This window comes from Methylobacterium dankookense (genome assembly GCF_902141855.1).
In the GTDB taxonomy this organism is placed as follows: Bacteria; Pseudomonadota; Alphaproteobacteria; order Rhizobiales; family Beijerinckiaceae; genus Methylobacterium; species Methylobacterium dankookense.
Genome location: NZ_CABFVH010000010.1, coordinates 1 through 24,677 on the forward strand (window position 1 = coordinate 1; position 24,677 = coordinate 24,677).

General features: G+C 71.4%; 22 protein-coding genes and 1 pseudogene. 12 read left to right on the top strand and 11 right to left on the bottom strand.

The window, feature by feature from the left end; all coding sequences use genetic code 11:
* Positions 1-1,414 (top strand): annotated as a pseudogene (locus MTDSW087_RS10290) (ABC transporter ATP-binding protein); the annotation flags it as partial.
* Positions 1,415-1,449: 35 nt separating this feature from the next.
* Here MTDSW087_RS10290 and MTDSW087_RS10295 read toward each other — a convergent pair.
* The 3 genes from MTDSW087_RS10295 to MTDSW087_RS10305 all read right to left on the bottom strand — a co-directional run bounded on the left by MTDSW087_RS10295 (position 1,450) and on the right by MTDSW087_RS10305 (position 4,719).
* Entirely contained in the window at positions 1,450-2,688 is a 1,239-nt protein-coding gene (locus tag MTDSW087_RS10295; protein WP_238179227.1) for a glycosyltransferase family 87 protein, read from the bottom strand.
* A gap of 298 nt (positions 2,689-2,986) precedes the next feature.
* Positions 2,987-4,099 (bottom strand): 3-dehydroquinate synthase, encoded by a 1,113-nt coding sequence (gene aroB, locus MTDSW087_RS10300; RefSeq protein WP_144763459.1) that lies wholly within the window; start codon positions 4,097-4,099, stop codon positions 2,987-2,989.
* 11 nt (positions 4,100-4,110) lie between these two features.
* Positions 4,111-4,719: a shikimate kinase gene (locus tag MTDSW087_RS10305; RefSeq protein WP_238179225.1), complete on the bottom strand. Its 609-nt coding sequence runs from the start codon at positions 4,717-4,719 to the stop codon at positions 4,111-4,113.
* A gap of 188 nt (positions 4,720-4,907) precedes the next feature.
* Here MTDSW087_RS10305 and MTDSW087_RS30780 point away from each other — a divergent pair, with 188 nt between their 5' ends.
* Together MTDSW087_RS30780 and MTDSW087_RS10315 are read left to right on the top strand one after the other, a co-directional pair.
* The gene (locus MTDSW087_RS30780) at positions 4,908-5,060 is read left to right on the top strand and encodes a histidine kinase (protein WP_144763461.1); all 153 of its coding nucleotides are present in this window, start codon (positions 4,908-4,910) and stop codon (positions 5,058-5,060) included.
* Positions 5,057-5,980, top strand: coding sequence for a site-specific tyrosine recombinase XerD (locus MTDSW087_RS10315; protein ID WP_280525263.1), 924 nt, complete (start codon positions 5,057-5,059; stop codon positions 5,978-5,980). The genes MTDSW087_RS30780 and MTDSW087_RS10315 overlap by 4 nt, the downstream gene beginning before the upstream one ends.
* A gap of 59 nt (positions 5,981-6,039) precedes the next feature.
* On the opposite strand, the gene MTDSW087_RS10320 is transcribed toward MTDSW087_RS10315, so the two are convergent.
* Complete coding sequence (locus MTDSW087_RS10320; protein WP_144763462.1) at positions 6,040-6,462, bottom strand: organic hydroperoxide resistance protein; 423 nt, start codon at positions 6,460-6,462, stop codon at positions 6,040-6,042.
* Between the two features lie 215 nt (positions 6,463-6,677).
* Here MTDSW087_RS10320 and MTDSW087_RS10325 point away from each other — a divergent pair, with 215 nt between their 5' ends.
* Positions 6,678-7,202, top strand: coding sequence for a MarR family winged helix-turn-helix transcriptional regulator (locus MTDSW087_RS10325; protein ID WP_144763464.1), 525 nt, complete (start codon positions 6,678-6,680; stop codon positions 7,200-7,202).
* A gap of 168 nt (positions 7,203-7,370) precedes the next feature.
* On the opposite strand, the gene MTDSW087_RS10330 is transcribed toward MTDSW087_RS10325, so the two are convergent.
* Positions 7,371-7,730 carry a c-type cytochrome gene (locus tag MTDSW087_RS10330; RefSeq protein ID WP_144763467.1) on the bottom strand — a complete coding sequence of 120 codons (360 nt, stop codon included), beginning with the start codon at positions 7,728-7,730 and terminating at the stop codon, positions 7,371-7,373.
* A 305-nt stretch (positions 7,731-8,035) separates the two neighbouring features.
* Between MTDSW087_RS10330 and MTDSW087_RS10335 the strand changes: the two genes are divergently transcribed.
* Positions 8,036-9,469, top strand: a complete 1,434-nt coding sequence (locus tag MTDSW087_RS10335; protein WP_144763469.1) for an FAD-linked oxidase C-terminal domain-containing protein — start codon at positions 8,036-8,038, stop codon at positions 9,467-9,469.
* A 156-nt stretch (positions 9,470-9,625) separates the two neighbouring features.
* Here the strand turns inward: MTDSW087_RS10335 and denD are convergent, their stop codons facing one another.
* The 5 genes from denD to MTDSW087_RS10360 all read right to left on the bottom strand — a co-directional run bounded on the left by denD (position 9,626) and on the right by MTDSW087_RS10360 (position 15,376).
* Positions 9,626-10,606, bottom strand: coding sequence for a D-erythronate dehydrogenase (gene denD / locus MTDSW087_RS10340; RefSeq protein ID WP_144763471.1), 981 nt, complete (start codon positions 10,604-10,606; stop codon positions 9,626-9,628).
* 148 nt (positions 10,607-10,754) lie between these two features.
* On the bottom strand, positions 10,755-12,020 hold the full coding sequence (gene otnK / locus MTDSW087_RS10345) for a 3-oxo-tetronate kinase (protein WP_144763473.1): 1,266 nt from the start codon (positions 12,018-12,020) through the stop codon (positions 10,755-10,757).
* The gene (gene otnI / locus MTDSW087_RS10350; protein WP_144763475.1) at positions 12,017-12,799 is read right to left on the bottom strand and encodes a 2-oxo-tetronate isomerase; all 783 of its coding nucleotides are present in this window, start codon (positions 12,797-12,799) and stop codon (positions 12,017-12,019) included. Before otnI ends, otnK begins: the two co-directional genes overlap by 4 nt.
* Before the next feature lie 125 nt (positions 12,800-12,924).
* Positions 12,925-13,842 (bottom strand): L-threonate dehydrogenase, encoded by a 918-nt coding sequence (gene ltnD, locus MTDSW087_RS10355; protein WP_144763477.1) that lies wholly within the window; start codon positions 13,840-13,842, stop codon positions 12,925-12,927.
* Between the two features lie 220 nt (positions 13,843-14,062).
* Positions 14,063-15,376: an MFS transporter gene (locus MTDSW087_RS10360; RefSeq protein WP_144763479.1), complete on the bottom strand. Its 1,314-nt coding sequence runs from the start codon at positions 15,374-15,376 to the stop codon at positions 14,063-14,065.
* A gap of 245 nt (positions 15,377-15,621) precedes the next feature.
* Here MTDSW087_RS10360 and MTDSW087_RS10365 point away from each other — a divergent pair, with 245 nt between their 5' ends.
* The 6 genes from MTDSW087_RS10365 to MTDSW087_RS10390 all read left to right on the top strand — a co-directional run bounded on the left by MTDSW087_RS10365 (position 15,622) and on the right by MTDSW087_RS10390 (position 20,836).
* On the top strand, positions 15,622-16,638 hold the full coding sequence (locus MTDSW087_RS10365) for a LacI family DNA-binding transcriptional regulator (RefSeq protein ID WP_144763480.1): 1,017 nt from the start codon (positions 15,622-15,624) through the stop codon (positions 16,636-16,638).
* A complete protein-coding gene (gene otnC, locus MTDSW087_RS10370) occupies positions 16,635-17,321 on the top strand; it encodes a 3-oxo-tetronate 4-phosphate decarboxylase (RefSeq protein ID WP_144763482.1) in 687 nt (228 codons plus the stop codon). Before MTDSW087_RS10365 ends, otnC begins: the two co-directional genes overlap by 4 nt.
* A gap of 189 nt (positions 17,322-17,510) precedes the next feature.
* The gene (locus tag MTDSW087_RS10375; protein WP_144763484.1) at positions 17,511-18,425 is read left to right on the top strand and encodes an outer membrane protein; all 915 of its coding nucleotides are present in this window, start codon (positions 17,511-17,513) and stop codon (positions 18,423-18,425) included.
* Positions 18,426-18,610: 185 nt separating this feature from the next.
* The gene (locus tag MTDSW087_RS10380; protein WP_144763486.1) at positions 18,611-19,450 is read left to right on the top strand and encodes an outer membrane protein; all 840 of its coding nucleotides are present in this window, start codon (positions 18,611-18,613) and stop codon (positions 19,448-19,450) included.
* A 202-nt stretch (positions 19,451-19,652) separates the two neighbouring features.
* Positions 19,653-20,564, top strand: a complete 912-nt coding sequence (locus MTDSW087_RS10385) for an outer membrane protein (RefSeq protein ID WP_144763488.1) — start codon at positions 19,653-19,655, stop codon at positions 20,562-20,564.
* An 8-nt stretch (positions 20,565-20,572) separates the two neighbouring features.
* Complete coding sequence (locus MTDSW087_RS10390) at positions 20,573-20,836, top strand: hypothetical protein (RefSeq protein WP_144763490.1); 264 nt, start codon at positions 20,573-20,575, stop codon at positions 20,834-20,836.
* A gap of 113 nt (positions 20,837-20,949) precedes the next feature.
* Here MTDSW087_RS10390 and MTDSW087_RS10395 read toward each other — a convergent pair whose 3' ends face one another.
* Positions 20,950-21,498 carry an HNH endonuclease gene (locus MTDSW087_RS10395; RefSeq protein ID WP_144763492.1) on the bottom strand — a complete coding sequence of 183 codons (549 nt, stop codon included), beginning with the start codon at positions 21,496-21,498 and terminating at the stop codon, positions 20,950-20,952.
* 496 nt (positions 21,499-21,994) lie between these two features.
* On the opposite strand from MTDSW087_RS10395, the gene MTDSW087_RS10400 reads away from it, so the two are divergent.
* Positions 21,995-24,652: a DUF3772 domain-containing protein gene (locus MTDSW087_RS10400; RefSeq protein WP_144763700.1), complete on the top strand. Its 2,658-nt coding sequence runs from the start codon at positions 21,995-21,997 to the stop codon at positions 24,650-24,652.
* The last annotated feature ends 25 nt before the right edge of the window (positions 24,653-24,677 follow it).

Here is a 24,677-nt window from a genome sequence, read left to right on the forward strand (position 1 = left end):
CGGCCCCTTCGCCCCCGCCCCCGGCGGGCGCCTCGCGGGGGTCGATGCGCGCCTCGCCATGCCCGGCCACGTGGCGACCCCCGGCGGGCGCGGCGGCGGCGCCGGGGTGCTCGCCGCCGTGCGGGCGGGACAGGTCGAGCCCACGGCGGGGTCCGTGACCTATGGCGGGTACGACCGGCGCAGCTTCGCTCCGGCCGCGCGCGCCCGCCGCATCGCCTATGCCGCGGGCGAGGCGATCCTGGTCGAGGGCCCGTTGCGCAAGAACCTGCTCTACGGGGCGGCGAGCCCGCCGGGCGACGAGGACCTCGTCGACCTCCTGCGTCTCGTCGGCCTCGACACCCTGGTCTACGCCCGCGGCCTCACCGGCCGGGTCGATCCCGCCGCCGAGCCCGAGCTCGCCCGCGCCATCGTCGCGGCCCGGGCCCGGATGCGCGACGCCCTGCGGGCCGAGAGGGCCGAGCGCCTGGTCGAGCCCTTCGATCCGGCGCTCTACAACCATCAGGCCGATCTCGGAGAAAACATCCTGTTCGGCGAGCCGGTGGGGCCGGCCTTTGCGCGGGCGCGCCTCGCCCGCCATCCCTACCTGCGGGCGGTGCTGGAGGCGGAAGGGCTTGTGCGTCCGCTCACCGAGATCGGCCTCGCGGTAGCGCGCAATTCCGTCGAGATCTTCTCCGACCTGCCGAACGACCACCCGCTCTTCGACGCCTTCTCGCTCTTCCCGGCCTCCGAGCGCGGCTATTTCGAGGATCTCGTGGTGCGCCAGCCGGACGCCACCCTGCGCCGCGGCCCCGGCGGGCAGCGCGACCGCGAGCGGCTGATCGGGCTGGCGCTCCGCTACAGCGAGACGCGCCACCGCTTCGGCCTGATGGACGAGGCCCTGGAGGAGCGGATCGTGGCGGCGCGCCACTCCTTCGCACGCATGCTGCCGGCTCCGCTGCGCGGCGCGGTGGAGTTCTACGATCCCGACCGGGTCAACCCGGCGGCGAGCCTCGAGGAGAACCTGCTCTTCGGCCGGGTCAGCACCGGCGAGGCGGGCGCCGAGGCGCGGGTGCGGACCCTGGTGCGGCGGGTGCTCGCCGAGGAGGGGCTGGAGGGCCAGGTCTACCGCCTCGGCCTCGACAGCCGGGTCGAGCCGGGCGCGGCGGTCGGCCTCACCGAGGGCGCCCTCGGCCCCCGCGAGCGCGTCGCCGTCGACCTCGTCCGCTGCCTCGTGCGCCGGCCCGACATCCTCGTCGTCGCGATCCTGCTCGAAGAGCGCAAGCCCGAGAACTTTCGCGAGCGCCTCGCCGCCCTGCGGGCCGCCCGCGCGGGCCGCGGCCTGATCGTCTGCCTGCCGGACGCGATCGAGCCGGCCGAGCTGCCGGATTTCGACGCGGTGATCCACGTGGCCGGCAACGCCCTGGTGGACGCCTGACTCCGCATCCGACCGGTGCGGATCGATCGAGACGGTCAGGCCGCCCGCAAAGCGGGGCGCCCGGATAGCTCGGGCAGCGCGCGGGCGACGATGCAGCCGAAGGTCGCGAGCGCGAAGAGCAGGCCGAAGGAGAAGCCCGTGGCGTCCATGCCGACCCGCATCATGGCGGTCAGCGGCGTCGCGATCAGCAGCCAGCGCTCGGGCGCGCGCAAGGCCCCCGCCCGGTGGGCCGCCACCACGAGGAGGGCGGTGGCCGGCACCAGCGGAGCGAGGTCGTAGACCGGCACGTAGGGCGACAGCATCGGCGCGGCGGCGAGCAGGGTCGCGGCGCGCAGGCGCGGATCCGGGCAGCTGGTCCAGACCCGCCAGGCCAGGGCCAGGGCGGCGAGGCTCACCGCGATCTGGAGTGCCCAGGCCGCCGCCATCGAGCCGCCCGCGAGGCGAACCGCGCCGAAGGCGCTGGCATTGAGGTCGAGCCCGGCCGCGGCGTTCTGGAGGATGATGCGGTTGGTCTCGCCGAGCGTGCCGAGGAAGCCGAGCCAGGGCGCCGTGCCGAAGGCCGCGAGCGCGGCGAGGCAGAGGGCGGCGACGGTGGCGAGGCAGGCGGCGAGGCAGCGCCAGCGGCCGGTCGCCAGGAGCAGGCAGGGCGCGAGCGCGGCGAGCTGCGGCTTGTAGGCGACGAGGCCGAAGCAGAGCCCGGCGATGAGCGGGCGCCGGTCCACCAGCACCGCCCCGACGGTGAGGAAGGCCGCCGTGAACAGCCCGTTCTGGCCGTAGGTGAGGTTGCAGAAGACGAGCGGATGCGCGAGCCCGATCAGCACGGCCGCGCGGCCGCCGACGAGGCGCAGCGCCAGGGCGAACAGGCTCACCGAGGCGAGGCTCCAGGCGAGGAAGGCGGCCTGGGGCGGCAGCAGGGCCGCGGCCGAGGCGGGCAGCAGGAAGACCGGCGGATAGTGCCAGGCGAAGCGGCATTCCGGCCCGAAGGCGGCGCTCAGATTCGCGAGATGGCGCTGGAGGTCGTAGCTCTCGGCCGCCGCTCCGCGCAGCGCCGCCTGTCCGGCGACCCAGACCTGGGTGAAGTCGTTGCCGAGGATGTCGCCGAGCCAGTTGCGCCGCGGCTCCGGCCCGCTGCCGAACACGATCGCCACGAGGCCGAGGGTGAGCGGCACCATCCACAGGCTCGCGAGCCGCGCGAACCAGAACAGGCGCGCGTCGCTCGTCAGCAGGTCGCGGAGATCCCGGCCGAGCGCCGGCAGGCTCGATGATACGGGCATCCATCCCTCCCGGACCATCCGGAAGCGGACAGGCTAGTCGAGGAGCGGTTCCGGGCGGGTAAACGGCCGGATCCGGCACGACAGGCCCCCTCTCCCGTTCGGGAGAGGGCTGGGGTGAGGGATGAGAATTTTTCGGAGGGGTCGCGTCGATCTGCAACGAGCCTCTCCTCCCCCTTGCGGGGAGAAGCCGGAGGTGGGGGTGGCGCAGAAGGCACCGGAACGTTTGATCCTGCGCCACCCCCACCCCTCACCCCTCCCCGCAAGGGGTAGGGGGACCCGCGCTTTGTCCGGCGGCGCTTCAGCCCCGCAGCTCGTCCTGCAAGAAGGCGCGCACGTCGTCGCGGCCGATGCCCGGGGCGATGAAGCTCTGGCCGATGCCCCGGGCCAGGATGAAGGTCAGCGCCCCGTCGCGCACTTTCTTGTCCTGGGCCATGGCGTCGAGAATCGATTCGGCGTCGCCGCTGCCGCCCGGCACGTCCTGGAGGCGCGTCGGAAGGCCGGCCATGGCGAGGTGGTTGGCCACCCGGCCCGCCTCCTGGCCCGAGCACAGGCCGAGCCGCGCCGAGAAGCGGAAGGCCAGCGCCAGCCCGATGGCGACGCCCTCGCCGTGGACGAGGCGGGCCGATTCGTAATGCGTCAGCCGCTCCAGGGCGTGGCCGAAGGTGTGGCCGAGATTGAGCAGCGCCCGCTCGCCGTCCTCGCGCTCGTCGCGCACCACGACGCCGGCCTTGGCGCGGCAGCAGATCGCCACCGCCTCGTCGCGCTCCGGCCCGCCCGAGAAGATCCCGCGCCAGTTGGCCTCGCACCAGTCGAAGAAACCGGGATCGGCGATGAGCCCGTATTTCGCCACCTCGGCATAGCCCGCCCGCATCTCGCGCTCGACCAGGGTATCGAGGGCGGCGGTGTCGGCGAGGACGAGGCGCGGCTGGTGGAAGGCGCCGATCAGGTTCTTGCCGTGGGGCGAGTTGATCCCGGTCTTGCCGCCGACCGAGGAATCGACTTGGGCGAGCAGGGTCGTCGGCACCTGCAGGAAGCGCACGCCGCGCCGGAGCGTCGCCGCCGCGAAGCCCGCGAGGTCGCCGACGACGCCGCCGCCGAGCGCCACGACGAGGTCGCCGCGCTCGATCCTCAGCTCCAGCAGGCGGTCGCAGACCGCGGCGTAGCAGGCATAGGATTTCGAGGCCTCGCCCGGCGGTACGGCGATGATCCCGCAGCGCAAGCCCGCCTGTTCGAGGCTCGCGCGGATCCGCTCGCCGTAGAGCGCGGCCACGGTCTCGTCGGTGACGATGCCGGCCGCCTTCGCCCCGAGGGCGGCGGCCTGCGCGCCGACCGCATCCACGAGGCCGCGGCCGATCAGGATGTCGTAGGCTCGGCCCCCGTCGAGGGGCACGTGGACGCTGAGATGGGACATGGTCGCTTCTGTCACTGGGCCGCCACGGCGGGCGGTCCGAGATAGGCGTCGAGGGCTTCGAGCACGTCCTGCACCACCCGGTCATGCGCCACGTCCCGGGAAAGGACCATGATCTGCGACTGGGCGTAGACTGGGTGACGCGCCTCCATCAGGGCGCGCATGGTCGCCTCCGGGTCCTCGGTCTCGAGGAGCGGGCGGTTGCCGCGCTTGCGCACCCGGCGCATCAGCACGTCGAGCTCGGCCTTCAGCCAGATCGAGACGCCGAGCTCGATGATGCGGCCGCGGGTGGAATCCCGCATGAAGGCGCCTCCGCCCGTGGCGAGCACCATCGGGCCGGCGCGCAGCAGGCGGGCGATGACGCGCTCCTCGCCATCGCGGAAGCTCGGCTCGCCGTAGATCGCGAAGATGTCGGGAATCGTCAGGCCGGCCGCGGCCTCGATCTCGATGTCGGCGTCCTTGAAGATCAGGCCGAGCCGCTGCGCGAGGCGCCGGCCGACGGTGCTCTTGCCCGCGCCCATGAGGCCGACGAGCACGATCGACCGGGCCCCGAGGGCCCGGCGGATGCGCGCTTCGATCGGTTCTTCGCCCGGCGCCGCCGGCTCGTTCATCGCGACTGACATGGTATCGAGGCGGGGTCTTAGCGCGTTTGTCAGATACAGGGAACGGCCGCGCGACGCGTCGGCGGCGGGCCGCGCCGCTGTGGCATCACGGGTCTTGCCTTCGCCGCCAGCGCGTGATGCAACCCCCTCGCCCCTCTCGGTTGCCTTCTCCTCCCGGCACCGCCCCGTCCGATCGAGACCGAACCGACGTGCCGACGCTGTTCCGCTTCTTCGCGACCATCGCGATCCTGGCCGGCCTGATCTTCGCGGGAATGTTCGCGCTGGCGACCTTCGTGAAGCCGGTGCCGCGCGAGATGAGCGTGACGATCCCGCCGGCCAAGTTGCAGCCGGGCAACCGGTGAGCGCGGGCCCGGAGGTCGCGGCCTATCTCGACATGCTGGCCGCCGAGCGCGGCGCGGCGGCCAACACCCTCCAGGCCTACCGGCGCGACCTCGACCACTATCTCGCCTACCTCAACGCCGCCGATCTCGACCTCGACGCGGTCGAGGCCGGGACGCTGCGGGCCTACCTCGTCGGCCTGGAGGAGCAGGGCCTGAAAGCGTCCTCGGCGGCGCGGCGGCTCTCCTGCGTGCGCGGCTTCCACAGGTTTCTGTACGCGGAAGGGCTCGCGGAATCCGATCCGAGCGCGCCGGTCTCCGGCCCGCGCCGCGGCCGGGCCCTCCCGAAGGTGCTCGATGTCGCCGAGGTCGACCGGCTGCTCGCCGTCGCCCGCGACGCCGTCACCGCGGCGAGCCGGCCGGGCGAGGCCGCGCGCGCCCGGCGCATGCACAGCCTGCTGGAGCTTCTCTACGCCACGGGCCTGCGCGTCTCGGAACTCGTGGCGCTGCCGCGCTCGGCCGCGACCACGCAGGAGCGCACCCTGGTGATCCGCGGCAAGGGCGGCCGCGAGCGGCTCGTGCCGCTCACCGACCTCGCGCGGGCGGCGATGCGGGCGCATCTCGACGGCCTCGCCGACGAGGGGTCCTGGCTGTTCCCTGCCGACAGCGAGAGCGGCCACCTGACCCGGCAGGCCTTCGCCCGCGACCTCAAGACCGTGGCCACCGCGGCCGGGATCCGCACCGACCGGATCAGCCCGCACGTCCTGCGCCACGCCTTCGCGAGCCATCTCCTCCAGAACGGCGCGGACCTGCGCATCGTGCAGGAATTGCTCGGCCATGCCGACATCTCCACGACGCAGATCTACACCCACATCCTCGACGCGCGGCTCAAGGGCATGGTCCGCGACCTGCACCCGCTGATGGACGACGCGCGCAGCGAATGAGAACGGCCCCCGGACAGGTTCGTCCGGGGGCCGCTGTCGGCTTCATGGACCGACTGGCCTCAGGCAGCCGAGACGTCCACGCGGATGTTGCCGCGGGTGGCGTGCGAATAGGGGCAGACCACGTCGGCGCGGCGGACGAGGTCCTCGGCCTGGGCCTTGTCGATGCCCGGCAGGGTGGCCTTGAGGGTCACGGTGAGGCCGAAGCCGGTGCCGTCGTCGCGCTTGCCGATGCCGACCGTCGACTCGACCTTGGCGTCCTCTGAGATCTTCAGCTTGTCCTGCGCGGCGACGAACTTGATCGCGCCGAGGAAGCAGGCGGCGTAGCCGGCCGCGAAGAGCTGCTCGGGATTGGTGCCCTGGCCACCGCCGCCGCCAAGCTCCTTCGGGGTGGCGAGGCCGATGCTGAGGCGCCCGTCATCGGTCGCGGCGGAACCCTCGCGGCCACCGGTGGCGTGGGCATGGGCGGTGTACAGAGCCTGCATGGTGTCCTCCTGTCTCGCGGCGCGGCCCGCTCCGGGCCCAGCCGCCTCGATTGCGCACAATCGAGATAGCGCGTCTCGCACGAACCTGCATTGCGCGCAATCGATACGGGACCTGCGCTGAATTCATTGTGCACGGGTGGTGTTCTGGCTACGATATTGCTTTACCTACCCCGGCGTGCAGCGCCGTGCGGGCTGCCCCATGGGAGTTGTATGCGATGTCAGCTCGGCCAGAGCCGCAGGCGCGGGCTCCACGCGCCGTCAAGGTCCGGGACCCGGCGGAGGTTCCGCATACGGTCGACGCCAACGATCCCCAGCGTCTCGACAACCAGCTCTGCTTCGCCGTCTATGCGGCGGCGCACGCCTTCGGGCGCGCCTATCGTGCTCTGCTGAACGAGCACGACCTCACCTACCCCCAATATCTCGTCCTGCTCGTCCTCTGGGAGGAGGAGGGGCTGACGGTGAAGGAGATCGGCAACCGCCTCTTCCTCGATTCCGGGACGCTGACCCCGCTGCTCAAGCGGCTGGAAGCCTCGGGCCGGGTGCGCCGGGCTCGCGACCGCACCGACGAGCGCCAGGTCAGCATCTTCCTCACGGAAGGGGGCCGGGCCCTGCGCGAGTTGCTCGCCTGCGTGCCGAACCAGGCCGGCGGCATGACCGGGCTCGAGATGGAGGATCGCCGCGCCCTGCTCGACCGCCTCGTCTCGCTCCGTGACGGGCTCCACGCCGGCGTGCATGCCTGAGGGTCTGAAGACTCCAGCAGGCGCCCACGAACACGAAAAAGACCGCCTCCGTGGAACGGAGGCGGCCAGAACATCGGACCCGCGCGCCCTGCGCGGATCGATCTCGCCGATGGCTCGCGCTCCCTGACGCCGAACCGGAAACCGATTCCGGCGGGGAGCGCGCGCCGCTCAGCCCTTGGTCTTGAGGTAGGCGATCAGGTCGTCGAGCTTCTTGTCGTCCTTGATGCCCGGGAAGACCATCTTGTTGCCGGGGACCTTGGCCTTCGGATCCTTGATCCACTCCTTCAGGTTCGCCTCGTCCCAGGTCAGGCCCGAGTTCTTGAGGGGAGCGGAGTAGTTGTAGCCCTCGTAGACGCCCGCCTTGCGGCCGACGATGCCCTTCAGGTCCGGACCGACGCCGTTCTTCTCGAAGTTGTGGCAAGCCTTGCAGGGAGCGAACGCCTTCTCGCCGGCGGCCGCATCGCCTTCCGCCTGGGCGGCGACGGGCAGGAGCAGCGCGAGGGCGGCGCCGAGGATCACGTGACGCATGGATTTTCCTCCGTTGGGCAGCTAGGGCCGCCGTGGCTTATGGCAGAGCTTTTACGATTAGAACAGGTCGAGACTGAGCATCGCTGCGGATCTAGGGCATAATCGAGAAAGTGAAGCCCACACCCTCGTGAGCGGACGCCGGACGAGGCCCCCGCGGCCCCATCGCGCGTGCGCTCCGCGGCCCTATCGGCTAGCATGCCGGCAAATGGCGCCCTCCCCTTTCGCCCTTCGGATCCTGCACGGCCGAAGCTGAGCGGAGGCTGAAGCGGGGCGGCCAGGGACGAACGCACGAAGGGTCAGAGCCCATGTCGATCCGCTTTCCGGAGCCCGATCCCGGGATCCTCGCCCGCCGCGAGGCGATCCTGGAGGGCCTGCGCCCGCTGGTGGGGCCCGAGGCCCTGGTCACCACCGAGGACGAGCGCCGCGCCTTCGAGACGGACGGGCTCACCGCCTACCGCAAGATGCCGCTCGCCGTGGTGCTGCCCTCGACCACCGAGGAGGTCTCGGCGGTGATGGCCTATTGCCACGCCAACGGCGTGCGCGTGGTGCCGCGGGGCGCCGGCACCTCGCTCGCGGGCGGGGCCATCGCGCAGGAGGACGCCATCATCCTCGGCGTCGGCAAGATGACCCGCGTCCTCGACATCGATTTCGAGAACCGCGCGGCGCGGGTGCAGAGCGGCATCACCAACCTCGCCATCTCGGGTGCGGTCGGCCACGAGGGCTTCTTCTACGCCCCCGACCCGTCGAGCCAGCTCGCCTGCACCATCGCCGGCAACATCGCCATGAATTCGGGCGGGGCGCATTGCCTGAAATACGGCGTGACGACCAACAACCTCATGGGCGTGACGCTCGTCATGAACGACGGCACCGTGGTCGAGATCGGCGGCGACCATCTCGACGCCGCGGGCTACGACCTGCTCGGCCTGATCTGCGGCTCGGAGGGGCAGCTCGGCATCGTCACCGAGGCGACGGTGCGGATCCTGCGCGCGGCGGAAGGCGCGCGGCCGGCGCTGGTCGGCTTCTCGAAGGTCGAGGATGCGGGCGACTGCGTCGCGGCGATCATCGCGGCCGGCATCATCCCCGTCGCCATCGAGTACATGGACCGCGAGGCGATCCTGATCACCGAGGATTTCGCGAAAGCCGGCTACCCGCGCGACGCCGAGGCGATGCTGATCATCGAGGTCGAGGGCTCGGACGAGGAGTGCTCGTCCATGCTCGCCCGCATCGAGGCGATCGCGCAAGGCTTCCGCCCGACCAGCCTGCGCGTCTCGAAGTCGGAGGCCGAATCCGCTGCGATCTGGAAGGGCCGCAAATCCGCCTTCGGCGCCACCGGCCGGATCTCGGACTACATCTGCATGGACGGCACCATCCCCACCGGCCAGCTCGGGCCGGTGCTGGAGCGCATCGGCGCGATCTGCGCCGAGAAGGGCCTGCGCGTCGCCAATGTCTTCCACGCGGGCGACGGCAACCTGCACCCGCTGATCCTGTTCGACATCAACAGGCCGGGCGAGTTGCAGAAGGCCGAGGCGGCCGGCGACGAGATCCTGAAGCTCTGCGTCGAGGTCGGCGGCTGCCTCACCGGCGAGCACGGCGTCGGCATCGAGAAGCGCGAGCTGATGCGCTTCCAGTACGATCAGGCCGACCTGGAGCAGCAGATGCGGGTCCGCAACGTGTTCGACCCGCACTGGCTGATGAACCCGGCCAAGGTCTTCCCGCTGGAGGGCCGCGTGGCGGCGTGAGCCGCTCCCCTCCCCCTTGCGGGGAGGGGCCGGGGGGGTCGTTCAGGATGGAACGCCGAGCATTGGTCGGCACCGCCCCCGCCTCCCAGTCCTCCCCGCAAGGGGGAGGAGAGCCCGCCCGGCCCGGCGCGGACGAGCTGACTTACGGAACGGCCGTCACAGCTTCACGCCATGCTCCGCCACGTGCTGCGCCACGATGGCGTCGAGGGAGGCGTCGGCCGTGAAGCCGAGCCGGTTCGCCGCCTGCGTGTCGAAGGCCTCCGGCCAGGTCTCGATGATGCGCATCACCGCCGGGTCCGGCTCGTGCCGGATCAGGGCGACGGCCTTGTCGCCCGCGACGCGGCGCAGGGCCTCGATCTCCTCGGCCACCGTCGCCGAGATGCCGGGCATCGTCATGGTGCGGCGGGTGCCGAGGCCCGAGAGGTCGAGGCCGGCGGCGTGGAGGAGGAAGTTCGTGGCCGCGCCGGGGCTGGCGAACCAGTGCCGCACCGTGTCCGGCACCGGCAGAACGGCCGGCAGGCCGGCGAGGGGCTCGCGCAGGATCCCGGAGAAGAAGCCCGAGGCCGCCTTGTTCGGCTTGCCCGGCCGCACGCAGATGGTGGGCAGCCGCAGGCCGATCCCGTCGAGGAAGCCGCGGCGGCTGAAATCGGCGAGCAGCAACTCGCCCATCGCCTTCTGCACGCCATAGGACGAGGCCGGGGCCGGGATGAAGTCGTCGCCGATCACCGGCGGCAGGGGCTGGCCGAACACGGCGAGCGAGGAGGTGAACACGACCCGCGGCCGGTAGCCCTCGGCCTCGCTCAGCGCACGGATCGCCTCGAAGAGCAGGCGGGTGCCGTCGAGGTTGACCCGGTAGCCGAGATCCATGTTCGCCTCGGCCTCACCCGAGACGACGGCCGCGAGATGGAACACGATGCCGGGCCGCTCGGCGAGAGCCGCCTCGGCGGCGCCGGGGAGCGAGAGGTCGGCGGCCTCGGCCCGGACCGGGCCGCTGAAGCCCGCCGGCACCTCCGGCTGCACCACGTCGACCAGGGTGAGCGCGCTCAGCGGCTCGTTGCCGACGCGGCCGGATTCGACCAGGGCGGCGGTGAGGCGCCGGCCGATCATGCCGGCGGCGCCGAGGATCAGGGCGTGCATGGGGATCTCCTCTGAGGACGTAGCCATCGTTTCCCCCACCCCCAACCTCATCCTGAGGCCCGCTTCGCGGGCACCTCAGGATGAGGTCGGGAATGGGGGAAGCCCAATCGGCTGGGCATCACCCGCAACGGGCTGGGACTTGGCGGTCTCAGCGCATCATCCCGAGGGCGCGGCCGAAGAAGTCGCGTCCGCCGAAATTGCCGGATTTGAGGGCGAGCAGCATCGGTTCGCCGGCGGCGGTGCGCAGCACCGGCACCCCGGCCGCGATCTCGGGGCCGACCCGGAAGGCGCGCAGGCCGAGATGGTCGACCACCGCGCCCGAGGTCTCGCCGCCCGCCACCACGAGGCGGCGCACGCCGCGCGCGACGAAGGCGGCGGCGAGATGCGCCAGCGCGCCCTCGATGGCGTGGCCCGCCCGCTCGACGCCGTGGCGGGCCTGGAGCGCGCGCACCGCCTCCGGGCTTGCGCTGCTCGCGATCAGGACCGGGCCGGACTCGACCCGCTCGCCCGCCCAGGCAAGGGCCTCCTCGATCGCGGCGCCCTCCGCGATCAAGCGCTCGGGGTCGAGGCGCAGCACCGGCATCAGGGCCTCCGCCGCCTCGATCTGCTGCAGCGTCACTTGCGAGCAGCTTCCGGCGAGGCAGGCGGCCAGCCCCCCGACCGGCTCGGCGAGCACGTCCGCGGCCGGATCCGCGGAGCCGGGCTGCGCCAGCGCCCGGGCGAGGCCGAGCCCGAGGCCCGACGCACCGCAAGAGACCTTATGCGCCAGCGCGGCGCGGCCCAGCGTCTCGAGGTCGGCGTCGAAGATCGCGTCGGCGATGGCCGCCGCCTTCCCCTCCCCGGCCAGGGCCGCGAGACGCTCGCGCACGGAATCCGCACCCTTGGCAACGGTCGCCATGTCGATCAGGCCGACCGGGCCCGCGCTCTGGCGGGCGAGCACGCGCACGAGGTTGGCATCCCGCATCGGGTTGAGCGGGTGGTCCTTGAGCGGGCTCTCGTCGAGCGGCACGGCGCCCACGAAGAGGTGGCCCTGGTAGACGCTGCGCCCGGTCTCCGGGAAGGCCGGGGTGACGAGGGCGATGGCCTCGCCCGCATCCTCGCGCAGGGCGTCGAGGACGGGGCCGATATTGCCCTGATCCGTCGAATCGAAGGTCGAGCAGATCTTGAACATCACGTGGGCGGCCCCGCGCCCGCGCAGCCAGGCATCCGCCTCACGGGAGAGAGCAACCGCTCGGTCGGCAGGGATCGAGCGGCTCTTCAGGGCAACGACGACGGCGTCGACCTCAGGCAAGGCAAGGTCGTCGGCCGGGATGCCGATGGTCTGGACGGTGCGAAGCCCGGCCTTGGTCAGGGTGTTGGCGAGGTCGGAGGCGCCCGTGTAGTCGTCCGCCACGCAGCCGAGGGAGAGGGTCATGCGCGCTCTCCCCGGTAGGACGTGAACCAGCCGAGGCCCTCGACCGTGCCCGCGGCCGGGATGTACTCGCAGCCGACGAACCCGTCATAGCCGAGCCGGTCGAGCTCCGCGAACAGGAAGGCGTCGTCCATCTCGCCGGTGCCGGGCTCGTGGCGGTCCGGCACGCTCGCGGTCTGGACATGGCCGACGATCGGCATCAGCGCGCGCAGCCGCATGGTCACGTCGCCATGCAGGATCTGGCAATGGTAGAGGTCGAACTGGAGCTTCAGGTTCGGCAGGTTCAGTTCGCGGATCAGCGCGGCGGCGGCGCCGAAATCGTTGAGGAAGTAGCCCGGCATGTTGCGGGCGTTGATCGGCTCCAGGACGAGGTCGAGGCCCTTCTCGGCGAGCCGTTCGGCCGCGTGAATCACGGCTCGGCGATAGGCGGCCTGCGCTTGCGGATCGGCCGCGTCGGCGAGGCCCGCCATCATGTGGAGGCGCTTCACGCCGGTGGCCTCGGCGTAGCGCAAGGCCGTCTCGACGCCGGCCTTCACCTCGTCGAAGCGCTCGGGCAGCGCTGCGAGGCCGCGCTCGCCCGCGGCGAAGTCGCCGGGCGGCAGGTTGAACAGGGCCTGGGTCAGGCCGTGGCGGGTCAGGCGCTCGGCGATGGCCTCGGGCGGGTGCTCGTAGGGGAACAGGAACTCGACGGCGGTGAAGCCCGCATCCGCGGCCGCGGCGAAGCGGTCGAGGAAGGCGTGCTCGTTGAACATCATCGAGAGGTTGGCGGCAAAGCGGGGCATCGGTTCTCCTCGAAGTCTCGCGCCTCGGCATCGACGGATCGGTTCCGAGGCGCGGTCCGGCGCATGAGCGCCGACGCCCGTTCGGGCTTGCGCCGCGCCTTCGGACGGCTGAAGGCGCGGCGATCTCAGGCCTTGGACGGGGGGAGCGTCGCCCCCGAGAGCTGCGCGTAGATCCGCGCCACCGAGGCGTCGTCGTCGCGGCCCATGCCGGCGCCCGAGGCTGCCAGGAACATCTGCAGCGCGGCCGCCGCCACCGGCACGGGGTAGCGCTCGGTTCGGGCCATGTCCTGCACGATGCCGAGATCCTTCACGAAGATGTCGACCGCGCTCTTCGGGCTGTAATCGCCGTCGAGCACGTGCGGCATCCGGTTCTCGAACATCCAGGAGTTGCCGGCCGAGGCGGTGATGACCTCGTAGACCTTGGCGAGGTCGAGGCCCTGCTTGGCCGCGAAGCTCATCGCCTCGCTGGCGGCGGCGATGTGCACGCCGGCGAGCAGCTGGGTGATCATCTTGAAGGCCGCGCCCTGCCCGGCCGCGTCGCCGAGCTCGTAGAGCTTGCCCGCCATGGCATCGAGGGCCGGCCGCGCGGCGGCGAAGGCCTGCCCGGAGCCCGAGGCCAGGAAGGTCAGCGTGCCCTCGGCGGCCCGCGCGGCGCCGCCGCTCATCGGGGCGTCGAGATAGAGCCGGCCGGTCTCTTCGAGCCGCGCGGCGAGGCGCCGGGCGATGGCCGGGTCCATCGTCGCCGAGGAGACGAAGACGGCGCCCGGCCGCATGGTCTCGGCCGCACCGCCGGGGCCGAACAGGACCGCCTCGGTCTGGGCCGCGTTCACCACGACGCAGACCACCACGTCGGCGCCGTCGGCCGCCTCGGCCGGAGTGGCGACGCCGCGCCCGCCCGCGGCCTCGAAGCGCGCCACCGCCTCGCGGTTCACGTCGCAGGCGGCCACGGAGAAGCCCGCCTTCAGGAGCGAGCCCGCCATCCCGGCGCCCATGGAGCCGAGGCCGATCACCGCGGCGCGGCCCGTCTGTGGTGTGGTGCTCATCGGATTCCGTCCTGTGGTCCTGACGATGTGGCGTCCGCCCCCTCCCCCTTTGCGGGGGAGGGTGGCCCCCGAAGGGGGTCGGGAGAGGGGAGGCGACGGCGCCGCAGGGGTCTCGCGCCCGTCACACCCGCCCAGCCCTTGTCTGAAGCGGGGTTCGCTTCTCCCGCCTCGCTCCGCTCGGCACCCTCCCCCGCAAAGGGGGGAGGGTTGAGGTCGCGGCTCAGCGGTTCACCAGCCCCTTCGGCGTGACGAAGACGCAGAGGGCACCGACCACCAGCATCACGGCGAGCGCGTACATGCCGGCCGCCGTGCTGCCGGTGCTGTCGCGCAGGGCCCCGATCACGTAGGGGCTGACGAAGCCGGCGAGGTTGCCCACCGAGTTGATCAGCGCGATGCCGGCCGCCGCGCCGGTGCCGGCGAGGAAGGCGGTGGGCAGCGACCAGAACAGGGGCGCGCAGGTGAGCACGCCGCCGGCCGCCACCGAAAGCGCCGCGATGGCGACGACCGTGCTGCCCGTGCCCGCTGCGACGACGAAGCCGACGGCGCCCAGCAGCGCCGGGACGATCAGGTGCCAGCGGCGCTCGCGCATCCGGTCGGCGCTGCGGCCGAGCAGGATCATCACGAAGACCGCGAACAGGAACGGGATCGCGCTGACGAGGCCGATATTGAGGTTGCCCTGGATGCCCGACGCCTTGACGATCGTCGGCATCCAGAAGGTCAGCCCGTACTGGCCGGTGACGAAGGCGAAGTAGATCAGGCTCATGAACCACACGCGGCCGTTGCGGAACACGGTGGCGATGGAGTGTGGGCTCTCGGTCTTGCCCTCGCGCTCGGCGGCGATGTCGCGCTCGATCACTGCCTTCTCCGGCTCGGAGAGCCAGGTCGCGTCGGCAGGCTTGTTGTCGAGATAGAAGAACACGGCCGCGCCGACGAGGATGGCGGGCACCGCCTCGATCAGGAACATCCACTGCCAGCCCGACAGGCCGTGGGCGCCGTTGAACGCGTCCATGATCCAGCCCGAGAGCGGGTTGCCGAAGATGCCGGAGACGGGAATCGCCGACATGAACACGGCGATGACCCGGGCTCGCCGATGAGAGGGGAACCACGAGGTCACGTAGAGGATCACGCCCGGGTAGAAGCCCGCCTCAGCGAGGCCGAGCAGGAAGCGCATGATGTAGAAGGAAGTGGCCGAGTTCACGAACATGAACGCGCCGGAGATCAGGCCCCAGGTGATCATGATCCGCGCGATCCAGACGCGCGCGCCGACCCGGTGCAGGATCACGTTCGAGGGGACCTCGAACAGGAAGTATCCGATGAAGAACAGGCCCGCGCCGAGACCGTAGACCGTCTCGCTGAACTGCAGCTCCTGCGACATCTGCAGCTTGGCGAAGCCGACGTTCACGCGGTCGAGATAGGCGATCACGTAGCAGAGCATCAGGAACGGCACGAGGCGCCAGAACACCTTCGTGTAGGTCTGCTCCACGAAATCCTTCTGCGGCACGGCGCCGGGCGCCGCAGCGGCTTGCACGGACATGAGCGTTCTCCCTGGCCGACCGATTCCGGGCGGCTGCACGATTCACCGCTCGTCCGGCGGCGCTGGAGTGATGCGTACCATCGGTTTGGCAGCGCTGCCAACTTTTTTTGGCAGCGCTGCCAATTTGGTTGTGACGGCTGCGCGCGCTTGTTATGCCTTCGCAGCCGCTCCAGCCCCTCGTCCCGACGCGCCCTCGCGCGCCGAACCGGCGGCCAGTTCGGCTCGGGAGCGCTCCAGGGCCCGGCATGACCATCCATCAGACACCCGGACGCCTCGTCACCATCGCCGACGTGGCCCGCGAGGCGGGCGTCGGCGAGAGCACGGTCTCGCGCGTGCTGCGCGGCCACGGCTCCTTCTCGAAGAAGGCGGGCGAGCGCGTGCTGGAGGCGGCCACCCGGCTCGGCTACGTGCCGAACCGGCTCGCCGGCTCACTCGCGGGCAACGCCGCCTCGGGGGGCTCGGGGCTGGTGGGCATCATCATCCCCTCGCTCGCCAACATCGTCTTCCCCGACCTGCTGCGCGGGCTCACGGGCGCGCTCGACGTCACCGGATTCCAGAGCGTGATCGGGGTGAGCGACTACGATCCCGAGCGCGAGGAGGCGCTGGTCTCAGGGCTCCTGTCCTGGCGCCCCGCCGCCCTGGTGCTGACGGGGCTGGAGCACACGCCGGCCACGGTGACGCGCCTGCGCACGGCCGGCATCCGGGTCGTCGAGATGATCGATACGGACGGACCCGGCCTCGACCTCGTGGTCGGCTTCTCGAACCGGGCGGTGGGCCATGCCAGCGCCCGCCACCTGATCGGGCGCGGCTACCGGCGCATCGCCTATGTCGGGCACGATCTCGGGCGCGACCTGCGTGCGGCCAAGCGGCTCGCGGGGTTCGAGGCGGCGCTCGCCGAATCGGGCATGGCCCTCCACGCGAGCGAGCTCGTCGACGGTCCCTCCTCCTCGGCGGCGGGGCGCGCGGCCCTCGACGCGCTGATGGCGCGGGTGCCGGATGTCGACGCGGTCTACTTCTCCAACGACGACATGGCGCTCGGCGGCTATTTCTGCTGCCTCGGCCACGGCTGGGCCGTGCCGGGCCGGGTCGCCCTGTTCGGCTGCCACGCCCTCGACATCACCGCGTCGATGCCGCAGCCGCTCTCGACCATGCGCACGCCCCGCCTGGAGATCGGCCGCACCTGCGCCGAGCGCCTCACGGCGGGCGGCCCCCCGGGCACGGTCGATCTCGGATTCGAACTCAGCGAAGGAGCGACGGCATGAGCGGCGAGGCACGTCTGCGCGAGGAGATCTGCCGCTACGGGCGCTCCCTGTTCGAGCGCGGCCTGACCCCGGGCTCGTCGGGCAACATCTCGCTGCGGCTCGACGACGGCGGCTGGCTGGTGACGCCGACCAACGCCTCCCTCGGCTTCCTCGACCCGGCCCGGATCGCCCGGCTCGATGCCGGCGGCAACCTCGTCTCGGGCGACAAGCCGACCAAGGAGATCCCCCTTCACACCGCCCTCTACGAGAGCCGGCGCGAGGCGCGGGCCATCGTCCACCTGCACTCGACGCATTCCGTGGCGGTCTCGATGCTGCCGGGGATCGACCCGAAGGCGGTCCTGCCACCGCTGACGCCCTATTACCTGATGCGCACCGGCGGCACGGCGCTCCTCCCCTATTTCCGCCCCGGCGACCCGGCGGTGGCCGACGCCATCCGGGGCCTCGCCGGGCGCTACAGCGCGGTGCTCCTCGCCAACCACGGCCCCGTGGTGGCGGGCGAGAGCCTGGAGGGCGCGGTCTTCGCCACGGAGGAGCTGGAGGAGACGGCCAAGCTCTACCTGCTCCTGCGCAACCTCAACCCGCGCCACCTGAGCCCCGCCCAGGTGCAGGACCTCGTCGCGCATTTCGGCCTGACCCTGCCGGAGCACGATCATGACCATGACCATGGGCACGACCACGGCTGAACGCGGGAATCGGCGCCGGCCGGCGAGGCGCTCGACCGGTATTGCGGCAGGTTCTCAACCGCTCGCGGGCCGCAGCAACCCTAACATTTAACGTTAAGCCCAGCTTAAGATCTTGGGTCCATCATCCGAAGAGTCATCCGGAGCCGGTCGACACTGCTTCCGGCACGCTTTCGAGTGAAGGAAACGTTAATGGCCCGCTCCAAGCTCGTCGTCTTGGCGCGCTCCCTCACGCTCGCTGCGAGCGTCGGCGCGCCGTGCCTCGCCCATGCGGCCGACCTGCTTCCGCCCCCTCCCCCGCCGCCCATGGCGCCCCCCCCGGTCGATGTCGGCGGCGGCTGGTACCTGCGCGGCGATGTCGGCGTGAGCGCGCTGCGCCTCAACAAGTTCGAGGGCACGGACCGGGCCGGCTTCATCGGGCCCGAGGGCGGCTATCAGCGCGAGCAGACCGAGATCGGCGACCAGGCCTTCGCGGGCGCCGGCGTCGGCTACCAGTTCAACGCCTGGCTGCGCGGCGACGTGACAGCCGAGTACCGCACCTCCGCGAGCCTGCGGTTCGGCGAGAGCTACGCCAACTGCTTCTCCGGAAGCTGCAGCGGCCTGACCCCGCCCTTCCCGCGCGGCTACGACTTCTACAACGGCCACATCTCCTCGATCGTCGCCATGGCCAACGGCTATGTCGATCTCGGCACCTGGTACGGCGTCACGCCCTTCATCGGCGCCGGCGTGGGCTCCGCCTTCCACCGCACCAGCACCATGACCGATTTCGGCGCCGGCACGGCGCTCGGCGGCATCGGCGTGATCCGGGGCCGCGACACCACCAGCCTCGCCTGGGCGCTCCATGCCGGCCTCGCCATGAACGTGACGCCGAACCTGAAGCTCGAGGTGGGCTACCGCTACCTCAACATGGGCACGGCGAAGACCGGCACGCTGCAGTGCTTCGAGACCTCGATCTGCCCCGACACCACCTACAAGTTCAAGGATATCGAGGCGCACGACGTCAAGGTCGGCTTCCGCTACATGCTCGGCGGCTTCGTCGCGGCGCCGCTGCCGCCGATCATGCCCGAATACCAGCCCGCCCCCGGCCCGCTGGTGCGCAAGTACTGAGCCCGACGAAGGCTCGCGATCTCGGGGCGGCGCGGAGCAGATCCGCGTCGCCCTGATCGCATTTACGGTCTTCCTTCATGCTCCGGAAACCGTGGGCATTAGGGTTAAGCAGTTCACAAGCTTTATCGTTCAGTCTCGCCGGGAGGCCGGCAGCGATCCGGTCGCTGCGTCGTCCGGAGTCTTCCATGAACGCCTTCGAGGTCCGCCCGGTCCTTGCGGCCCTGCTTCTCGCCGCCGGGCTCGGCCAGGCCCAGGCGGCCGACCTTCTGCCCACGATGCCCCCGCCGCCGCCGGAGCCCGTCCCGGTTGAGATCGGCTCAGGCTGGTATCTGCGCGGCGACTTCACCCAGGCCCATTACGGCCGGCCCCGCGACGACACGCGGCCCGACCCGAACGATCCGGGCGTGCCCCCCCTCGTCGGCCTGCGCGTCAGCGATGCCGGCGGCTATGGCGGCGGCATCGGCTACCGCATCAATCCCTGGCTGCGCATCGACGCCACGGTCGACCAGCGCGTGGACAGCCGCTTCCGCACCTTCTCCTCGCGCTCGAACTTCGTCACCGGCGGCAATATCGAGACCGGCCGCGTCGATGCCCTCACCGCTCTCGTGAACGTCTACGCCGATCTCGGCACATGGTGGGGCTTCACCCCCTATATCGGCGCGGGCGTCGGCATCGCCGATATCGGCACGACCCGCTCTTTCACGCAGACCTCCTGCTTCATTGATGCCTGCGACGGGACGCCCGGCGTCGGCCCCCGCGAGGCGGTGAAGCGGGCCGACCGCTCCGTCGCCTCGCTCGCCTGGTCGCTCACCGGCGGCGTGTCCGTCGCCCTCGGCCGCGGCTTCAGCCTCGACGCGGCCTACCGCTATGTTGACCTCGGCAAGATGCGCACCGGCGTCGACAGCTTCGGCTACGGCACCCGCCTCAAGAGCCTGACGTCGAACGAGTTCCGTATCGGCCTGCGCTACGACTTCGCCGCGCTTTCGCAGGTGCTGCCGGTCGGCGCCAGCGCCTACGGCAACTGACGGACGCATCCGATCTGATCGAAGCTTGCGGCCCGGCGGTCCTCATGGACCGCCGGGCCGTCGTCGTTTTCTGGCGACGCGTGGCATCGTGCAGAATTCGGAACGCCGGACCGGGCATCCGAAACGGAGAATTAAGGTTACCAGGGCAAGAATCGCATCGAGCTTCGTATTACGGCGGCGCGTCCGCCACGGGGATCCTCCGATGCGTACCGCGTTCTTCGCAATGTTGGCAGCCTGCACGACCATCGCCCCGGTCCGGGCCGCCGATCTCGGCTACGACTTCCTGCGCGGCGCGGATTACGACGAGCCGGTGGTGGCCTCCACGCCGATCATCGATTGGGGCGGCCTCTATGTCGGCGCGCATGGCGGCTACAGCAACGCGGCTTTGGGCTTCCGGAACGTGTTCCAGCCGCTGGTCTACAGCGAATCGCGCAACACCACGGGCGAGTCGAACTTCAACGCCTCGACCCTGCTCCAGCCGCAGTCGAAGCGGGCCCGCGGCGGCAGCTTCGGCGCCTATGCCGGCTACAACATCCAGTACGGCGACGTGGTGTTCGGCTTCGAGGGCGACTACACCCGCTTCGATCAGGTCGGCGCGACCTTCGACTCGCAGGCGCGCGTCCTCTCGCGGGCCGACGGCATCCTCGAGCGGGTCTCCATCGACGGCATCTCGAGCACGCGGATCAACGAGTACGGCACGGTCCGCGGGCGGCTCGGCTACGCCTATGGCAGCTTCCTGCCCTACATCACCGGCGGCCTCGCGATCGGCAACATGCAGATCAACGACAGCGTGAACTACCGGAACTACGGCTACAACCTCGCGACCTACAACGCGAACCTGGCGCTCGCCTCCGGCAACCCGGCCTACGTCACCCGGTTCGGCTACGCCGCCTTCAACCCGAACAACCCGGATGCGAGCCAGCCCTATACCTACGTGCTGGGACGCAACAATTCCAAGATCGTCGGCGGCGTCGCCCTCGGCGCCGGCGTCGAATTCGCGTTGACCTCGAACATCATCCTGCGCGGCGAGTACCAGTACGTGCTGTTCGACGACTTCAACGGCCACAAGGCCAACGTGAACACCCTGCGCGGCGGCGCGGCGGTGAAATTCTGAGGCCGCCGATGCGCCGCTTCCATCCGGGCCCCGCCCGCTCCCCGCTCGCGCCGGCCCTGCTCGCCGCCCTCGCCTGGATGCTCGCGAGCCCGAGCCCGGCCGCCGCCCAGGGCTACCGGCCGGTCCGGCCCTGCGGCCCGCCGCCCTGCCGGCCCCTGCCGCCGCCCGGCCCCGGCTACTATGGCCCGCCGGCCCTCATCCGCGGCTACCTGCCGCGCCCGCACACGCTGCCGATGTACAACGAGCCGCCCGCGCGGCCGCCGGCCTACTGAACCCGCCCGAAGGTCCTTACCCCGCCGATCCTCGTCTCGACCTCATCCTGAGGTCGCGGGCGGGAGCGACGGGGCGAAACCCGCAGGTTCCGCTCAGACGCCCTACTGAAGCCTCAGCTCTCCAGCTCGCTGTCCCAGTAGAGGTAGTCGAGCCAGGTGTGGTGGTACTGGCGGTGGTCGAATTCCGGCTGCCGGGGATGCAGCTCGTAGCGGGGCGGGCGCCGCGGCTCGTTGAGGAGCGGCATGTCGGCCTCGGCCGGCGTGCGGTTGGCCTTGCGCAGGTTGCACGGGCTGCAGGCGGCGACCACGTTCTCCCAGCTCGACAGGCCGCCGCGGGAGCGCGGCACCACGTGGTCGAAGGTCAGCCCGCCGGCGGGCAGGCGCAGGCCGCAATACTGGCAGGCGAATCCGTCGCGCAGGTAGATGTTGTAGCGGGTGAAGGCCGGGCTGCGCGCCAGCGTGACATAGTTCTTGAGCGCCACCACGCTCGGCACCCGGAGCGCCCGGCTCGGCGAGCGCGCCTCGACGTCGTAGCTCGCGACCAGGGTGACGCGGTCGAGGAACAGGGCTGTGAAGGCGTCCTTCCAGGACCACAGGGACAGCGGATTGTAGGAGAGCGGCCGGTAATCCGCGTTCAGGACGAGGGTTTGGAGGTCCATCATCGGCACGGCTCTTCGAACGGCGGCCCTGCCGGACAACGCGCGAGCCTGTGCCTGCGCGCCGGACGGGGGCGGAAATCGACGGGAAGGGCTGGAAGCGGCCGCCGCGTCGCGGAGCGACGGCACGATGACGGACGGAACGGCGGGCGCCCGGGGCGGCCCGGCGGGGGGTAGGGATCCGGCGCGTGGCGGGACCGTTGCGGCGTACCGCTCGGCCGCGCCCCCTCGCCCGGTGACGAAAAGGCCCTGTCCATCGACCCTTAGTCTAATATCACGGTGACACCCTTGTGAAGCCGCGCCCCCGCGCGGCGCACAGGTGCCTCCGCGCGCCGGGCATGCCGGCCGGCGGGCATGGTGGGTGGGCATGGGCAGGCTTTCGCCCTATTGGTCCGGCAGAGATCGCCGCGCGGCCTGTTCCGTGCGGGCCATGCCCGTTCGCCGGGCAGCCCCGAGGCGGCACATTGCCGCCGACCAGAAGGATGCCCGACCGAGAATGCCGATGCGCCTGAGCCCGAGCCGCTGCCCATCCGCGCCCGCCCCGACCGGACCGCGACCCCGACCGAGCCGGCCGCGCCTCGCCCTGGCCTTCGTCGCGGCCTTGCTCCTCGCACCCGGCGCGCTGGCGCAGCAGCCGGCCCCCGCGCCCGCCCAGGCTCCCGCCCAGCACGCGCCCGCCCCGGCGCAGCCCCCCGCCGCGCAGGCCCCGGCCGCCAAGCCGGCGGAGGCCAAGCCCGCGGAAGCCAAGCCCGCGGAAGCCAAGCCCGCGCCGCAGAAGCCGGAGATGTCCGAGCAGGGCAAGCAGGTCCGCGCCAAGCTCGACGCCGCGAAATCCGAGCTGGAGCGGCGCGAGAAGGAATTGCAGCGGCCCGACCTCACCGCCGCCGATCTCGCCGCGGTGCGCGACGGCGTCGGCCCGGTCACCGACCAGATCCGCACGATCATCAGCCAGCTCGACGCCCCGCTGGAGGCGGCCCGCGAGCGCCTCACGCAACTCGGGCCGAAGCCGAAGGATGCCGAGGAGAGTCCCGAGGTCGCCCAGGAGCGCGTCGAGCGCGAGGCCGCCGTCGCCCGCATCGACGAAGCGCAGCGCCTCGCCCGCTCCCTGCTGGTGCAGGGCGACCAGATCATCGACCGGGTCTCGAACAAGCGGCGCGAATCCTTCACCCGCGGCCTGTTCGAGCGCACCCAGCCGCTCGTGAGCCCCGGCCTGTGGACCCGCGTGACGGCGGACCTGCCGCGCGACACCCGCTCCCTGCAGAGCGCCTTGTCCGATATCGGCGTCCTGTTCGCGCGCAACGGCACGATCTGGAACCTGATGCTGCTCGGCGTCGCCTTCGGCGTCTCGGTGGCGCTCTATCTCGGGCGCCGCAACATCGCCCCGCGCCTCGGCCGCCGCGACGCCACCGACACCGCGCCCTCCCGGCGCGCCACCCTGCTCGGCGCCTGGCGGGTGATCCTGCTCGGCACCCTGCCGGCGGTGGCGGGCAGCTACGCGGTCTACTACGCCCTCGACGCCACCGACCTCCTGCCCTCCCGCCTCCTGCCCTTCGCGGGTGCGGTGCTCGGCGGCTTCGCCTTCATCGCCTTCGTGGAGGCGCTCTGCGACGGCCTGCTCTCGCCGGAGAAGCCCGCCTGGCGGCCCGCTCCTGTAAGCGACGCCGCGGCGACCCGGGTGATGCGCCTAGCGGTCGGCATCGCCACGGTCATCTCCGTCGTGAAGGCGATCGAGGCGCTCAACAGCGGCATCTCGGCGGCGCTGCCCGTCTCCATCGCCACGCGCGGCATCGGCGCCCTCGCCATGGCGGCGATGCTCGCCATCGGCCTCCACCGATTCGCCGACACGGAGGAGGAGGAGGAGGCCTGCTTCGGCCCCTACGTGCCCACCAAGACCACCACCGGCATCGGCGGCCCGGCCCGCCTGATCGGCTGGGCCGCGGTCGGCATCATCGCCGCAGCGGCGGCGGGCGGCTATGTCGCCTTCGCGAGCTTCCTGATCGACCAGCTCGTCTGGGCGACGAGCGTCCTCGTGCTGCTCTACCTGCTCGTGCAGAGCGTCGAGGCCTTCGTCGGCGGCTCGCTCAGCGACGGGGCGCGCTTCGCCACCACGCTGCAGGCCAATACGGGCCTGCGCAAGCGCTCGCTCAACCAGATCGCGGTGCTGACCACGGGCGCGGTGCGCGTCGTGCTGTTCCTCGTCGCGGCCCTGCTGATCCTCGCGCCCTGGGGCCTCGATTCGACGGACGTGATGTCCTCGGTCCGCTCGGCCTTCTTCGGCTTCAAGGTCGGCGACGTCACGATCTCGCTCTCCACCATCGCGATGGCGGTCGGCATCATGGTGCTGGGCGTCGTCGTCACCCGGGCGATCCAACGCTGGCTCGACGGCACCTACCTGCCGGCCACCGACCTCGATGCGGGCCTGCGCAACTCGATCTCGACGGTCTCCGGCTATTGCGGCTTCCTGATCGCGCTCGCGGTCGCCTTCTCCTATCTCGGCCTGAGCCTGGAGAAGCTGACCATCGTGGCCGGCGCCCTCTCCGTCGGTATCGGCTTCGGCCTGCAATCCATCGTCAACAACTTCGTCTCCGGCCTGCTCCTGCTCTGGGAGCGCCCGATCCGCGTCGGCGACCAGGTGCTGATCGGCGACAGCGAGGGCATCGTGAAGCGCATCTCGGTGCGCTCCACCGAGATCCAGACCTTCGACCGCTCGGCGGTGATCGTGCCGAACTCGAACCTGATCTCGGGCGTCGTGAAGAACCGGGTCCGCGGCGACCGGGCGGGCCGGGTGACCATCACCGTCAACGTGCTGCGCAACCAGGATCCGGTGCGCGCCGCCGAGCTGATGGTGCAATGCGCCGCCGCCCTCCCCGAGGTGCTGAAGGATCCGGCCCCGCGGGTGGTGTTCCGCAAGATCGGCGACCCCTTCCTCGAGTTCGAGCTGATCGCGATGATCGTCGACGTCTCGCTGTCGCTGAAGGTGCAGAACGACTTGAACTTCTCGGTCTTCAAGACCTTATCGGGGGAAGGCTTCATCCCGCCGATGGGTCCGGGCGCCAGCATCGTCACGGTCCAGGGGCTCGACGGGATGCAGGACGCCATGTCCGAGATCGCGAACCGGTTCGGGCGGGGTGGCACGCCGAAGCGCGAGGCGGCCGAGTAGGCCGCGACCGGAGGACGGGACGGTG

Bases quoted from the DNA above. Each gene is read 5' to 3' on its own strand.
- MTDSW087_RS10360 (WP_144763479.1), bottom strand. From the start codon at position 15,376: ATGTCCGTGCAAGCCGCTGCGGCGCCCGGCGCCGTGCCGCAGAAGGAT.
- ltnD (WP_144763477.1), bottom strand. From the start codon at position 13,842: ATGAGCACCACACCACAGACGGGCCGCGCCGCGGTGATCGGCCTCGGC.
- MTDSW087_RS10390 (WP_144763490.1), top strand. From the start codon at position 20,573: ATGCGCCGCTTCCATCCGGGCCCCGCCCGCTCCCCGCTCGCGCCGGCC.
- MTDSW087_RS10320 (WP_144763462.1), bottom strand. From the start codon at position 6,462: ATGCAGGCTCTGTACACCGCCCATGCCCACGCCACCGGTGGCCGCGAG.
- MTDSW087_RS10335 (WP_144763469.1), top strand. From the start codon at position 8,036: ATGTCGATCCGCTTTCCGGAGCCCGATCCCGGGATCCTCGCCCGCCGC.
- denD (WP_144763471.1), bottom strand. From the start codon at position 10,606: ATGCACGCCCTGATCCTCGGCGCCGCCGGCATGATCGGCCGGCGCCTC.
- MTDSW087_RS10375 (WP_144763484.1), top strand. From the start codon at position 17,511: ATGGCCCGCTCCAAGCTCGTCGTCTTGGCGCGCTCCCTCACGCTCGCT.
- MTDSW087_RS10365 (WP_144763480.1), top strand. From the start codon at position 15,622: ATGACCATCCATCAGACACCCGGACGCCTCGTCACCATCGCCGACGTG.
- MTDSW087_RS10325 (WP_144763464.1), top strand. From the start codon at position 6,678: ATGTCAGCTCGGCCAGAGCCGCAGGCGCGGGCTCCACGCGCCGTCAAG.
- MTDSW087_RS10385 (WP_144763488.1), top strand. From the start codon at position 19,653: ATGCGTACCGCGTTCTTCGCAATGTTGGCAGCCTGCACGACCATCGCC.
- otnI (WP_144763475.1), bottom strand. From the start codon at position 12,799: ATGCCCCGCTTTGCCGCCAACCTCTCGATGATGTTCAACGAGCACGCC.
- otnC (WP_144763482.1), top strand. From the start codon at position 16,635: ATGAGCGGCGAGGCACGTCTGCGCGAGGAGATCTGCCGCTACGGGCGC.
- MTDSW087_RS10395 (WP_144763492.1), bottom strand. From the start codon at position 21,498: ATGATGGACCTCCAAACCCTCGTCCTGAACGCGGATTACCGGCCGCTC.
- MTDSW087_RS10305 (WP_238179225.1), bottom strand. From the start codon at position 4,719: ATGTCAGTCGCGATGAACGAGCCGGCGGCGCCGGGCGAAGAACCGATC.
- MTDSW087_RS10330 (WP_144763467.1), bottom strand. From the start codon at position 7,730: ATGCGTCACGTGATCCTCGGCGCCGCCCTCGCGCTGCTCCTGCCCGTC.
- MTDSW087_RS10380 (WP_144763486.1), top strand. From the start codon at position 18,611: ATGAACGCCTTCGAGGTCCGCCCGGTCCTTGCGGCCCTGCTTCTCGCC.
- MTDSW087_RS10295 (WP_238179227.1), bottom strand. From the start codon at position 2,688: ATGCCCGTATCATCGAGCCTGCCGGCGCTCGGCCGGGATCTCCGCGAC.
- aroB (WP_144763459.1), bottom strand. From the start codon at position 4,099: ATGTCCCATCTCAGCGTCCACGTGCCCCTCGACGGGGGCCGAGCCTAC.
- otnK (WP_144763473.1), bottom strand. From the start codon at position 12,020: ATGACCCTCTCCCTCGGCTGCGTGGCGGACGACTACACGGGCGCCTCC.
- MTDSW087_RS10400 (WP_144763700.1), top strand. From the start codon at position 21,995: ATGCGCCTGAGCCCGAGCCGCTGCCCATCCGCGCCCGCCCCGACCGGA.